15 protein-coding genes are annotated in these 12015 nt (G+C 63.8%); 10 read left to right on the plus strand and 5 right to left on the minus strand.

The window, feature by feature from the left end; translation table 11 throughout:
• The first annotated feature begins 19 nt into the window (after positions 1-19).
• Complete coding sequence (locus LB515_RS26800) at positions 20-1351, plus strand: dihydroorotase (protein ID WP_224709494.1); 1332 nt, start codon at positions 20-22, stop codon at positions 1349-1351.
• Between the two features lie 50 nt (positions 1352-1401).
• A complete protein-coding gene (locus tag LB515_RS26805) occupies positions 1402-1626 on the plus strand; it encodes a hypothetical protein (RefSeq protein ID WP_095766953.1) in 225 nt (74 codons plus the stop codon).
• 244 nt (positions 1627-1870) lie between these two features.
• Here LB515_RS26805 and LB515_RS26810 read toward each other — a convergent pair whose 3' ends face one another.
• From LB515_RS26810 to LB515_RS26825, 4 genes are all read right to left on the minus strand, one after another.
• Positions 1871-2659 carry a hypothetical protein gene (locus tag LB515_RS26810; protein WP_224709495.1) on the minus strand — a complete coding sequence of 263 codons (789 nt, stop codon included), beginning with the start codon at positions 2657-2659 and terminating at the stop codon, positions 1871-1873.
• Positions 2660-2783: 124 nt separating this feature from the next.
• A complete protein-coding gene (locus tag LB515_RS26815; RefSeq protein ID WP_040984202.1) occupies positions 2784-3041 on the minus strand; it encodes a hypothetical protein in 258 nt (85 codons plus the stop codon).
• Between the two features lie 353 nt (positions 3042-3394).
• A complete protein-coding gene (locus LB515_RS26820; RefSeq protein WP_224709496.1) occupies positions 3395-3772 on the minus strand; it encodes a TIGR02301 family protein in 378 nt (125 codons plus the stop codon).
• 71 nt (positions 3773-3843) lie between these two features.
• Complete coding sequence (locus LB515_RS26825; protein ID WP_224709497.1) at positions 3844-4269, minus strand: NUDIX hydrolase; 426 nt, start codon at positions 4267-4269, stop codon at positions 3844-3846.
• Between the two features lie 117 nt (positions 4270-4386).
• Between LB515_RS26825 and LB515_RS26830 the strand changes: the two genes are divergently transcribed.
• Positions 4387-5148 carry an SOS response-associated peptidase gene (locus LB515_RS26830; protein ID WP_224709498.1) on the plus strand — a complete coding sequence of 254 codons (762 nt, stop codon included), beginning with the start codon at positions 4387-4389 and terminating at the stop codon, positions 5146-5148.
• Between the two features lie 110 nt (positions 5149-5258).
• Here the strand turns inward: LB515_RS26830 and LB515_RS26835 are convergent, their stop codons facing one another.
• Positions 5259-5414, minus strand: a complete 156-nt coding sequence (locus LB515_RS26835) for a hypothetical protein (protein ID WP_224709499.1) — start codon at positions 5412-5414, stop codon at positions 5259-5261.
• Positions 5415-5805: 391 nt separating this feature from the next.
• On the opposite strand from LB515_RS26835, the gene cysS reads away from it, so the two are divergent.
• The 7 genes from cysS (at position 5806) to cimA (ending at position 11858) form a co-directional block, all read left to right on the plus strand.
• On the plus strand, positions 5806-7257 hold the full coding sequence (gene cysS / locus LB515_RS26840; protein WP_224709500.1) for a cysteine--tRNA ligase: 1452 nt from the start codon (positions 5806-5808) through the stop codon (positions 7255-7257).
• 202 nt (positions 7258-7459) lie between these two features.
• Positions 7460-7858 carry an endonuclease domain-containing protein gene (locus LB515_RS26845; protein WP_224709501.1) on the plus strand — a complete coding sequence of 133 codons (399 nt, stop codon included), beginning with the start codon at positions 7460-7462 and terminating at the stop codon, positions 7856-7858.
• On the plus strand, positions 7855-8241 hold the full coding sequence (locus LB515_RS26850) for a VOC family protein (RefSeq protein WP_224709502.1): 387 nt from the start codon (positions 7855-7857) through the stop codon (positions 8239-8241). Before LB515_RS26845 ends, LB515_RS26850 begins: the two co-directional genes overlap by 4 nt.
• A 21-nt stretch (positions 8242-8262) precedes the next feature.
• Entirely contained in the window at positions 8263-8754 is a 492-nt protein-coding gene (locus tag LB515_RS26855; protein ID WP_095766961.1) for a GFA family protein, read from the plus strand.
• The gene (locus LB515_RS26860) at positions 8751-9227 is read left to right on the plus strand and encodes a GFA family protein (RefSeq protein ID WP_095767181.1); all 477 of its coding nucleotides are present in this window, start codon (positions 8751-8753) and stop codon (positions 9225-9227) included. The genes LB515_RS26855 and LB515_RS26860 overlap by 4 nt, the downstream gene beginning before the upstream one ends.
• Positions 9224-10189 (plus strand): prolyl aminopeptidase, encoded by a 966-nt coding sequence (pip, locus tag LB515_RS26865; RefSeq protein ID WP_224709503.1) that lies wholly within the window; start codon positions 9224-9226, stop codon positions 10187-10189. Before LB515_RS26860 ends, pip begins: the two co-directional genes overlap by 4 nt.
• Positions 10190-10241: 52 nt before the next feature.
• Entirely contained in the window at positions 10242-11858 is a 1617-nt protein-coding gene (cimA, locus tag LB515_RS26870) for a citramalate synthase (RefSeq protein ID WP_224709504.1), read from the plus strand.
• The last annotated feature ends 157 nt before the right edge of the window (positions 11859-12015 follow it).

Genomic DNA, 12015 nt, shown 5'->3' on the forward strand with positions numbered 1-12015 from the left:
CAAGAGATTGGACCTGCCCATGGCAACCACCTTCGACCTCATCCTGACAGGCGGCACGGTGGTCAACCATGACGGCGAGGGACGGCGCGACATCGGCGTGAAGGCCGGACGCATCGCGCGGATCGCCGATCTCGGCCAGGCTTCGGCCGGCGAAACCATTGACTGCACGGGCCTGCACATCCTGCCGGGCGTCGTTGACAGCCAGGTGCATTTTCGCGAACCGGGGCTGGAGCACAAGGAGGATCTGGAAACCGGCTCCCGCGCCGCGGTGCTGGGCGGCGTCACCGCCGTCTTCGAAATGCCCAACACCAATCCGCTGACCACCAGCGAGGCAGCACTTGCCGACAAGGTGCGCCGCGCTACCGACCGCATGCATTGCGACTTCGCCTTCTGGGTCGGCGGGACGCGCGACAATGCTCGTGATGTCGGCGAACTGGAACGGCTGCCGGGCGCGGCCGGCATAAAAGTGTTCATGGGCTCGTCCACCGGCGACCTTCTGGTCGAGGACGACGAAGGCGTCGCCTCGATCCTGCGCAACACCCGCCGCCGCTCCGCCTTCCACTCGGAGGACGAGTTCCGCCTGCGCGAACGGCTCGGCGAGCGCGTCGAGGGCGATCCGTCTTCACATCCAGTCTGGCGCGACGAGATCGCGGCGCTGCGTTGCACGGAGCGGCTGGTGCGCATCGCCAGGCAGACACGCGCGCGCATCCATGTGCTGCACATATCGACGGCGGAGGAGATCGTCTTCCTCGAGCAGCACAAGGATGTCGCGACCTGCGAGGCCACGCCGCATCATCTGACGCTGAGCGCCGACGACTATGCGGGGCTTGGCACGCTCATCCAGATGAACCCGCCGGTGCGGGCGCCACGCCATCGTGAAGGCGTCTGGCACGGCATTTCGCAGGGCATCGTCGATGTCCTTGGCTCCGACCACGCGCCGCACACGCTGGCCGAGAAGGCGAAGCCCTATCCGGCCTCGCCGTCCGGCATGACCGGCGTGCAGACGCTGGTGCCGATCATGCTCGACCACGTCAATGCCGGCCGGCTCAGCCTGCAGCGCTTCGTCGACCTTTCCAGCCATGGTCCGCAGCGCATTTTCGGCATGGCCAGGAAAGGCCGCATCGCCGCCGGCTACGATGCCGATTTCACGATCGTCGACATGAAGCGGCGCGAGACCATCACCAACGCGCAGGCCGGCTCCAGGGCCGGATGGACGCCCTATGACGGCAAAGAGGTCACCGGCTGGCCGGTCGGCACCATCGTGCGCGGCACGCGCGTCATGTGGGAAGGCGAGATCGCGACACCCGGCCAGGGCAGGGCGGTGGAGTTCTCCGAGGCGCTGCCGGCCTGATCCCGCCGACATTCGATTTGTTAAGCGCTCTGCATTATCTTGAGTGGGCTATGACCGCGAATATTGCGCCGATCATTCCTGCGGAGTTTCCTGAGCTCCAGGCGCTCGCCTGGAACCGCGATGTCGCGCGTCCTATTCCCGCGAAAGAGGCCTTTGCGCTTTACGAACGCAACTGGCGCTTTGTCGACCAAAAGCGCCTTACGGCGCGTGAGAAGCTGCTTATCATGAAATTGGCCGACGAATTCGGTCACGGCATCCTTCTGACCACTGCCTGAGCCATCGCAACAATCCTCGGCAATAGGACGATCCGCTATGGTCGTGTTTCTTCGCGCCCCCCTCTGTCCTGCCGGACATCCCCCCACGAGGGGGGAGATTGGCAGCTTCGGCGCCTCGCTCGCCCCACAGCGTTGGTGATTGGCGAAAGCCGGCGTGACATCTGATCTCCCCCCAAGTGGGGGAGATGTCCGGCAGGACAGAGGGGGGCGCTGTCCCGCCAGCCTTACCGAGTAAGGGCGAAATTCAATCCCCGGCGACGAAGAACAGCCACTGTCCCGTCGGCGTGATGCCGACGCGGTAGAAGATGTAGGCGCCGAACTGCTTCATGTCGTCATAGTCGCTGGCCGTGACCAGCTTGAACAATTCGACGCGCTGCCTGGCATCGAGCTTGTCGAGCGGCAGCGCGAAGAAATACGGCCAGACATAGAGTTCCTGCGGCGTGCCGGTGTCGACATGCACATAGCCGGCCGAAAGCACCTCTTCCAGGATGGCGAGGATTTCCTGGCCGTCGCCGTCGCCCGAAAGGCTCTTGAGGAAGGTGACCGGGTCCCCATCGATATCGCCCAGCGACAGTTGCGTCATGGAATCGCCTTTGCCGATCAGCGGCCTCAGCTTCTCGATGTCGCCGGTCCGGCAGGCCTCGATGAGCAGCCCGTGCATGCGCTTGACTGGTTCGGGAAGCGTGTTGAGGTCGTAGACGACCGCGGGCGGCGGCGCGTCAGGGTCTGCGCGTGGGCTGGTGATGCCGCCATTGGCGGGCGGCGTCTCCGGCTCCGACTTGTCGGTGTCGTCGGCCGGCTGGCCGTCCGCGGGCTTGGTGCCGGGCGGCTCCGGCATCGGCACGGCAGCGCCGGGCGCGACGCTGTCGCTATTGGCGGGCGGGGTGACCGGCGAAGGCACGTCCTCGCGCTGAATCTCGCTCAGCGCGTAGGAAGGCGTGCTGGTAAGGCACAGAGGCAGCGCCAGGCAGGAGGCGGCGATCAGGATGCTGAGGGCCAGCCCGCGCGGCCGACCTGACATCGAAAATCTCACCGCTTGCCTCTCCATGGTTCCCGGGCTCGGCCCGGCCGGCACATTGAATGTCCGAGCGCATGGACATGATGCCCAAACGGCGCGTCAAAAGTCACTATCAAAAAGTCGCTGTCAAAACGGGTGGCTAGTGCTTCAGCCGTTCCGGCTCGAACGCGCCGGCGATCACTTTTTCCCGCATGCGGTCGAGCAGGGCAAGCGCCGAGGTCTCGCCATTGGCGCGCAACATCTCGCCGAAAGCGGTCTCCAGCGCCGCTTCGGCGATGATTTCCGGTTCGATGCCGGCCGACAGGCCCTCGGCCCACGCTTCGCTGTGGCTCTCCACGGCAGTCAGCCGCTTTTCTTCCCTGACCAAAGCGTCGATGTCGCTGACACCATGTTCCATTGCGATATCCACTTTCTACAAGCGTCGATCCGACGAGGGATCCGGCTTGGTCTGTCAGTTCGTCCGCAGTCGCAATTAAGTCTTTGTAAATACGACATTTTTACGGTCGAAATCCACATTCCGGGCGAGACTGCCCTCAATTGATGCCAAGCTTAGCCGATTAGACCGGCTTGGGGCATCGAAACCTTCAGTTTGAGTTAATTCCACAACTGCGCGCTAACGTTTCATTAATCCTGTTGCGCAAGTGCAACACATGATTGCACCAGAGCGGGACAGGACACAATAAGGCACGTCACATTGGTGCCGATTGCCCGCAACAAATCTGCGCAAAACGTGCAGCGGCCGAGCCGGGCTCAATTGCCGTAGCGGGAGGCGATATCGCGCGACAGTGTCTCGCCTTCCTTCATGTAGCGCGCGATGGCCTCGGTCGCCGAAGGCGTGCATCGCGTGTAGGTGCCGCTGAAGGAGCGGTAGCCGCGGTTGAACGAGGCGATGAAACGGGCGCGCCGGTCAGGATCGGGATTTTCCGATTCGAGCAGCTTTTCCATCTCGCCCCGCCACTTGTCGCCCTTCTCGCCACACAGGTTGCGCAGGAAGTGCAGCGATCCCAGCACTTCCGCCAGCCGCATCAGCCCGGGCTCGAAAGGCGCCTCGGCGGCGGGCGCCGAGGACGCTGCGACGGTCATGCTGACGGCGAGGCAGGCGGCGAGAAAAGCGGAAGCGCGGGTCATCAAAGCCTTGCGATGAAAGAGTAGGGTTTTGTGGCGAAACATTTCGTCGCCTGCAAGGCCATTCTGGACGCTCACCGCCCGGCGCCTTGCGCTGACCCAAGCAATTCCTCGGCGACCGAGAACACGTCGCCGGCAAGCGGCATTCCTGCCATTTCCGCCAGCGTGTAGAACGCAGCGGTCTCGGCATCGTCGCTGGCGACGGGTTCGCCGCCGGCATAGGCAGCGCCGAACACGGTCAGCAGGTAGTCGACCGCGTGGTTTTCAGCATGGCCGTTGATAAGGATGTCGCGTAGCGGCCGGTAGCCTGTTGCCTCGAGCCCGGTCTCTTCCTGCAACTCGCGCGCCGCGGCTTGCGCAAGCGTTTCGCCCGGCTCGACCTTGCCGCCGGGATAGGCATAGAGCCCTTGCGACGGCGCCCGCCCGCGCTTGACCAGAAGCACGGTGCCGCCGCGCACGACGGCGACGGAAACGGCCGGTATGATCTTGCGCTGTTCCATGCGTGCCGATCTTTCTGCAGCCTTTTGTGGATCGATTGGGCGAATCCAGCTTTAGCCGTTGCAGCCTGGCGGTTCCATCGCCACTTTCGTGGCACGTCAATCGAAGAACCCAGATCCATGTGCGGACGCTTTGCCCTGACCGCTACGCCGGACCAGACCGCCGCCTTCCTTGGCCTGACCGAGCTGGAGGAATTTCCGGCGCGCTACAACATCGCGCCGACGCAGCCGGTGCTTATGGCGCTTGCCGGGCCGCAACGGGAGCCGGGCTCGAACCTGCCGGACCGCCAGGCGATTCTGGTGCGCTGGGGCCTGATTCCTACCTGGGTCGAGGACACAAAGGCGTTTCCGCTGCTCATCAACGCCCGCTCCGAAGGCGTGCTGCAAAAGGCTTCGTTCAAGACTGCCATGCGCCACCGCCGCGCTCTGGTGCCGGCCTCCGGCTTTTACGAATGGCAGCAGTCGGGCGGCAAGAAGGGCCAGCCTTACTGGATCCGGCCGAAGCGAGGTGGGGTGATTGCCTTCGCGGGCCTGATCGAGACTTACTCCGAACCTGGCGGTTCCGAGATGGATACCGGTGCGATCATCACGACCGAAGCCAATGCCGGCATCGGCCATATCCACGACCGCATGCCCGTGGTGATCGAGGAGTGCGACTTCGCCCGCTGGCTCGATTGTCGCACGCAGGAGCCGCGCGACGTGCTCGATCTGCTGAAGCCCGCCGAGCCCGATTTCTTCGAGGCGATTCCGGTTTCAGACCTGGTCAACAAGGTCGCCAACACCGGGCCGGAGATCCAGGAGCGCGGCATCATTTCGCCACAGGCCGAAAAGCCCAGGCGCCAGAAGCCCGGCGCGGACGAAAACCAGATGACGCTCTTTTAGCAAAGGCTGCTCGCCTTGATAGGCTGCTTTGGGGCCTTCATCTCCAGGGCGCTTGTTTGCGCCCTCATCGCCGGCGTCCCCATGGTTGGGAACCGTGCCGGTCGTTCTTGTCAGGCGGCGCGCGGCGAGACGATCTTCTGCGTCGGCTTCTTCTTCTTCGCGGTGTGAAGAAGCGCTGCGACGATGGCCGCCGGGCCGATCGCGCGGTAGTGGCTGGCGAGAGCCGACTGCGTTTGTCGGTCCTGTTCCTGCTTGGTGCGAGCCATGATTCTCTCCCTGGTAACGGTTTCGTGTTCAGCGTTTGTCGGCTGATTCCGACCAAATCGTGACTTCTGGCGGTCTAGTCGGCGAATGTTTCATCACTGTGCCGACATGTTTAATAAAATGTTTCGGCCTGTCTTTACCTGTGACCCAACGACATGTTTCCTGAGCGGAGCGACTTGACGGCAACACCCGCCGGCGCGATAAAGCCGCCCATGAAAACGTCTTTCGCCATTTGTGGCATTTGCATTATTGGCTAGCCTCGCGCTGGTCCGGACGTTTTCGCCTCATCTTTCCCCAGATCGGAAAAAACGCCCCGGCCAGCAGGCTGGAGCCTGATTTGCGCCAACGGCGCAGAGCTGGTTCCAGGGAACCCAAATTAAGGACCGGGACCGCATGTCGGACGCATCGAAGGGCCTCAGCCTCTACAACACGCTGACGCGGGCGAAGGAACTTTTCGTTCCGATCGATCCGCACAACGTGCGCATGTATGTCTGCGGCCCGACCGTCTACGACTTTGCCCATATCGGCAATGCGCGTCCGGCGATCGTCTTCGACGTGCTCTTCCGTCTGTTGCGCCATCTCTACGGCGAAAGCCATGTCACGTATGTGCGCAACATCACGGATGTCGACGACAAGATAAATGCCAGGGCGCTGCGCGACTTCGGCGGCGACATCGCGGCCGGAAAGCTGTCGCTCAACCACGCGATCCGCAAGGTCACCGAAAAGACCGCCGATCAGTACCACAAGGATGTCGCCGCACTCGGTTGCCTTGAGCCCACCTACGAGCCGCGTGCGACCGAGTTCGTCGCGCCGCGCGCCGACGGCAAGGCCGACATGCTGTCGCTGATCCGGCAGCTGATCGAGCGCGGCCACGCCTATGTCGCCGGCGGCGAGGTGCTGTTCGACACCGCCTCGATGCCGGACTATGGCGAGCTCTCGAAGCGCAATCTCGACGAGCAGCAGGCCGGCGCGCGCATCGCTGTCGACGCGCACAAGAAGAACCCCGGCGATTTCGTGCTGTGGAAACTGTCGAGCCCGGAAGAGCCCGGCTGGGAGAGCCCGTGGGGCAGGGGACGGCCCGGCTGGCACATCGAATGCTCGGCCATGTCGGCCGCCTATCTTGGCGAGGTCTTCGACATCCATGGCGGCGGGCTGGACCTGATCTTCCCGCACCACGAGAACGAGATTGCCCAGTCGCGCTGCGCCCACGGCACCAAGGTCATGGCCAATGTCTGGATGCACAATGGCTTCCTGCAGGTCGAAGGCCAGAAGATGTCGAAGAGCCTCGGCAATTTCTTCTCGATCCATGAGCTGCTGGAGACCGACACTTTCGGCAGCCGCGCCTGGCCGGGCGAGGTGCTCAGGCTGGCGATGCTGATGACGCATTACCGCGAGCCGATCGACTTCTCCGTGCGCAAGCTGGAGGAAGCCGAAAACACGCTGCGCAAATGGAAGCGCGCCGCCGACCTCGCGCCTGTGGCGGCAAAAGAATTGCCGGCCGAGGTGGTGGAAGCGCTGTCGGACGACCTCGCCACCTACACCGCCTTCCAGCGGCTGACGCAGCTCGCCGGCGAGGCAGTCGATGCCGGCGGCGACGTCGGGGGTGGCGCAGCCGCTTCGCTAAAGGCAGCGCTGGCCTTCCTCGGTTTCGATACGGGCGCGGCCAAGGTGGACGAGGCGGCGGTGGCAAAAGCGATCGCGGATCGTCTGGAGTTTATCGCTGCCAAGAACTGGGCCGAGGGCGATCGAATCCGCGAAGAGCTGTTGGCACAGGGGGTGCAGCTGAAAGACGGCAAGGATCCTGCCACCGGCGAGCGCGTGACGACGTGGGAGATCAAGCGGTGAGGACGGATGTTCCTTTAGTGGAGAGGTTGGCGCGAGGCGCCCCCCTCTGCCCTGCCGGGCATCTCCCCCTCAAGGGGGGAGATCAGCAGCTTCGGCGACAGCGTCCCATCTCCAACGTTGGCGATTGGCGAAAGGCTAGGCGACATCCAATCTCCCCCCTTGAGGGGGAGATGTCCGGCAGGACAGAGAGGGGGGCCTCGCGATGACCCATCATCGGGTATCTCCCGCCAATCGCGGCAATGCGCGCAAGATGCGCAAGCAAATGACAGATGCGGAACTGAAGCTCTGGAACGAGATCAGGGCACATAGGCTCATGGGCCTGTCATTCCGACGCCAAATGCCTATCGCAGGATACATCGTCGACTTTGCTTGCCCCGACAAAAAGCTGATCGTCGAGATCGATGGCTCTCAGCACACTCTTGCTGAAGTGTCGGCGTCCGATACTGCACGAACCGCGAAGCTCGAAGCTTTAGGCTGGACCATCCCGCGCTTCTGGAACGACGACGTGATCCGCGATATCGACAATGCCTGCAAGCACATCGTCATCGTGGCCGGCCTAGCCGATGCGCCCGCGCCACAAACGGAGGAGCTCGTCCCGTGATCGATCATCTCGGCGTCAATGTATCCGACTTCGAAAAGTCCAAGTCCTTCTACGACAAGGCGATGGCGCCACTGGGGGCTTCGCTGCTTTACATGGTGCCGGAAGAATATACCGGCGGCGCCAAGGTTGGCGGCTACGGCCGCGACCGGCCGGTGTTCTGGCTGAGCGATAGCACGGACAAGCCCAAATCCACCCAGCATGTCGCCTTCACCGCCCGCAGCCGCGCCGAGGTCGACGCTTTCCATGCGGCAGCGCTTGCCGCAGGCGGCAAGGACAATGGTGGGCCGGGCCTGAGGCCGCACTACCACCTCAACTATTACGGCGCCTTCGTCTTCGATCCCGACGGCAACAATGTCGAGGCGGTCTGCCATGATGCGGAGTAAGCCGATGATCAGGAGTGAGCGATGAGCCTCGACAACCGGCCGGTCTATACAGGCGGCTGCCAGTGCGGCGCCGTGCGCTTCCGCGTCGAGGGCGCGCTGGGTGACGCTTCGGTCTGCCATTGCCGCATGTGCCAGAAGGCGAGCGGCAATTTCTACCTGCCGCTGGTCTCGGTGCGCGGCGCCACGCTCGACTGGACGCGCGGCGAGCCGAAGCGCTTCCGCTCGTCCAACGCCGTCTGGCGCGGCTTCTGCGCCGAATGCGGAACGCCGCTGACTTTCGAGGCACCGGACGGCACAGCACTGGCGATCGCCGCCTTCGATGATCCGACCGGCATCGCGCCCACCATCCAGTGGGGCATCGAAGCAAAGCTTCCCTATGTCGACGCCATCCCCAAACTGCCGTCCGAGGACACGATGGCCGATATCGCGTCTGCGCCTTACCTAGCCGAGCTCGTCTCCTATCAGCATCCCGATCACGACACCGACCAATGGCCGCCGGAGGAAAGACCATGACCGATCAAGTTCGAACAGGCGGCTGCCAGTGCGGCGCCGTACGTTTCCGCGTCCACGGCAAGCTCGGGCGCCCGTCCATCTGCCATTGCCGCATGTGCCAGAAACAGTTCGGCAATTTCTTCGGCGCGCTGGTGACGGTGCCGAAGGACGGCGTCGAGTGGACCCATGAGGAGCCGAGCTACTTTCAGTCCTCGGTCAACATCGACCGCGGCTTCTGCGCCCGCTGCGGCACGCCGCTGACCTATCGCCAGCCCGGCTCGCTGGAGATCGCCATCGGCGCTTTCGACGACCGCTCCGACCTCGCGCCGCAGATCCAGGTGAATTACGCGGTTCGCCTGCCCTGGGTGGAAAAGATCTTCGAGGCGCCGATCCTTGACGACCCCGACTTCTATCGGCGGCAGGAGCAGATCATCTCCTTCCAGCATCCCGACCACGAGACGGCCAACTGGCCGCAGCAGGGCTTGAAACTATGACGATCCACAGCGGTTCCTTGCGTACGCTCTACCCCGAGATCGAGCCGTTCGATTCCGGCATGCTCGACGTCGGCGACGGCCACACCGTCTATTGGGAGCGCTGCGGCACCAAGGGCGCCAAACCCGCCGTGTTCCTGCATGGCGGCCCGGGCGGCACCATCTCGCCGAAACACCGGCGCCTGTTCGACCCGAAACTCTATGACGTCATCCTGTTCGACCAGCGCGGTTGCGGCAGGTCGACACCCAACGCCTCGCTGGAGGCGAACACCACCTGGCACCTCGTCGCCGATATCGAGCGCCTGCGCGAGATGGCCGGCTTCGACAAATGGTTGGTGTTCGGCGGCTCCTGGGGTTCGACGCTGGCGCTCGGCTATGCCGAGACGCATCCCGAGCGTGTCAGCGAGCTCGTCGTGCGCGGCATCTACACGCTGACCCGCGCCGAGCTCGAATGGTATTATCAGTTCGGCGTTTCCGAGATGTTCCCTGACAAATGGGAGCGCTTCCTGGCGCCGATCCCCGAGGCCGAGCGCGGCGACATGATGGCCGCCTATCGCAGGCGGCTGGTCGGCTCCGACCGCAAGGCTCAAGTTGAGGCCGCCCGTGCCTGGAGCATCTGGGAAGGCGAGACGATCACGCTGCTTCCCGAGCCCGAGACCAGCGACCCGTTCGCCCGGGACGACTACGCGATCGCCTTCGCCCGTATCGAGAACCATTATTTCGTCCATGCCGGCTGGTTGGAGGAGGGGCAGCTGCTGCGCGACGCCTGGAAGCTGAAGGACATCCCCGGCACCATCGTCCACGGCCGCTACGACATGCCGTGCCCGGCGAAATATGCCTGGGCGCTGCACAAGGCCTGGCCGAAGGCGGATTTCCACCTCATCGAGGGGGCAGGCCACGCCTATTCGGAGCCCGGGATACTGGACCGGCTGATCCGGGCGACCGATCGGTTCGCGGGGAAATAGTGATGCACGTCGCTCTCCACGGCGAAGGATCGCAGCCTTTCGAGCTACAGCCATGACCAAGCAACGCCTTTACCTCTTCGACACGACTCTTCGCGACGGCCAGCAGACGCCAGGCATCGACTTTTCCGTCGAGGACAAGATCGCGATCGCCAAGCTGCTCGACGACTTCGGCATCGACTATGTCGAGGGCGGCTATCCGGGCGCCAACCCGACCGACACGACGTTTTTCCAGAAGAAACGCACTGAGAGCGCGAAATTCGTCGCCTTCGGCATGACGAAGCGGCCGGGGGTCTCGGCTTCCAACGACCCGGGGCTGGCCGCGCTGGTGCAGTCGAAGTCGGATGCCATCTGCTTCGTTGCCAAGAGCTGGGACTATCATGTGCGCGTCGCGCTCGGCTGCACCAATGAAGAGAATCTGGAATCGATCAAGACCTCGGTCGAGGCGGCGGTCGCTTCGGCCAAGGAGGCCATGGTCGACTGCGAGCATTTCTTCGACGGCTTCAAGGCCAATCCGGGTTACGCGCTGGCCTGCGCCAAAACCGCCTATGATGCCGGCGCGCGGTGGGTGGTGCTGTGCGACACCAATGGCGGCACGCAGCCTTCGGAAGTGCGCGAAATCGTCGGCAAGGTGATCGCGCACGGCATCTCGGGCGATTATCTCGGCATCCATGCCCATGACGATACCGGCCAGGCGGTGGCGAATTCACTCGCCGCCGTCGAAGCCGGCGTGCGCCAGATCCAGGGCACGCTGAACGGCATCGGCGAGCGCTGCGGCAACGCCAATCTCATCTCCATCATCCCGACGCTTTCGCTGAAGCCCGCCTTCGCCGATCGTTTCGAAACCGGCATTTCGGCCGAGGCGTTGACCGGAATCTCCAGGCTCTCCCGCGCCTTCGACGAATTGCTCAACCGCGCGCCGGAAGCCCAGGCGCCCTATGTCGGCTCCTCCGCCTTCGCCACCAAGGCCGGCATCCACGCCTCGGCCCTGGCCAAGGAGCCGGCGACCTATGAGCATGTGCCGCCGGAAGCCGTCGGCAACCGCCGTCGCGTCATGGTCTCGGACCAGGGCGGCAAGGCCAATTTCCTCGCCGAGCTGAAGCGGCGCGGCATCGACGTGCCGAAGGACGATCACCGGCTCGACGCGCTGATTGCAGTGGTCAAGGAGCGCGAGGCTGAGGGCTATGCCTATGAGGGCGCCGACGCCTCGTTCGAGCTGCTTGCCCGCAAGATGCTGCACGGCCTGCCGGAGTTCTTCAACGTCACCTCCTTCCGCTGCATGGTCGAGCGCCGCTTCGACGCCAACGGCAATCTGAAGACCGTCTCCGAGGCGATCGTGAAGGTCGAGGTCGACGGCGAGGAGAAGATGTCGGTGGCCGAAGGCCACGGCCCGGTCAACGCGCTCGACATCGCGCTGCGCAAGGATCTCGGCAAATACCAGAACGAGATCGCCGATCTCGAGCTCGCCGACTTCAAGGTGCGCATCCTTAACGGCGGCACCGAGGCCATCACCCGCGTTCTCGTCGAATCGCACGATTCCACTGGAGCCCGCTGGTGGACGGTCGGCGTGTCGGAAAACATCATCGACGCCTCCTTCCAGGCGCTGATGGATTCGATCGTCTACAAGCTGATGAAGAACCGCGAGATGGCGGGACTGGTGGCGGCGGAGTAGGGCTCTTTTTCCTCGCCCCCGCGAAGGCGGGCTACGCTATGCACAAATCTTGTGTGACTGGCATGACTGATCGACCTGAAGCTTGATTGCCACGTGGTTCCCCCAATCCGTCGCTGCTTCGCAGCGCCACCTTTCCCCCCTCCGGAGGGAAAGGAAG

Source organism: Mesorhizobium sp. CA15 (genome assembly GCF_020165215.1).
GTDB lineage: Bacteria > Pseudomonadota > Alphaproteobacteria > Rhizobiales > Rhizobiaceae > Mesorhizobium.

What these genes read in the sequence shown, in the direction of transcription:
- LB515_RS26800 (WP_224709494.1), top strand. Translation starts at nt 20, where the DNA reads ATGGCAACCACCTTCGACCTCATCCTGACAGGCGGCACGGTGGTCAAC.
- LB515_RS26805 (WP_095766953.1), top strand. Translation starts at nt 1,402, where the DNA reads ATGACCGCGAATATTGCGCCGATCATTCCTGCGGAGTTTCCTGAGCTC.
- LB515_RS26815 (WP_040984202.1), bottom strand. Translation starts at nt 3,041, where the DNA reads ATGGAACATGGTGTCAGCGACATCGACGCTTTGGTCAGGGAAGAAAAG.
- LB515_RS26820 (WP_224709496.1), bottom strand. Translation starts at nt 3,772, where the DNA reads ATGACCCGCGCTTCCGCTTTTCTCGCCGCCTGCCTCGCCGTCAGCATG.
- LB515_RS26825 (WP_224709497.1), bottom strand. Translation starts at nt 4,269, where the DNA reads ATGGAACAGCGCAAGATCATACCGGCCGTTTCCGTCGCCGTCGTGCGC.
- LB515_RS26830 (WP_224709498.1), top strand. Translation starts at nt 4,387, where the DNA reads ATGTGCGGACGCTTTGCCCTGACCGCTACGCCGGACCAGACCGCCGCC.
- LB515_RS26835 (WP_224709499.1), bottom strand. Translation starts at nt 5,414, where the DNA reads ATGGCTCGCACCAAGCAGGAACAGGACCGACAAACGCAGTCGGCTCTC.
- cysS (WP_224709500.1), top strand. Translation starts at nt 5,806, where the DNA reads ATGTCGGACGCATCGAAGGGCCTCAGCCTCTACAACACGCTGACGCGG.
- LB515_RS26845 (WP_224709501.1), top strand. Translation starts at nt 7,460, where the DNA reads ATGACCCATCATCGGGTATCTCCCGCCAATCGCGGCAATGCGCGCAAG.
- LB515_RS26855 (WP_095766961.1), top strand. Translation starts at nt 8,263, where the DNA reads ATGAGCCTCGACAACCGGCCGGTCTATACAGGCGGCTGCCAGTGCGGC.
- LB515_RS26860 (WP_095767181.1), top strand. Translation starts at nt 8,751, where the DNA reads ATGACCGATCAAGTTCGAACAGGCGGCTGCCAGTGCGGCGCCGTACGT.
- pip (WP_224709503.1), top strand. Translation starts at nt 9,224, where the DNA reads ATGACGATCCACAGCGGTTCCTTGCGTACGCTCTACCCCGAGATCGAG.
- cimA (WP_224709504.1), top strand. Translation starts at nt 10,242, where the DNA reads ATGACCAAGCAACGCCTTTACCTCTTCGACACGACTCTTCGCGACGGC.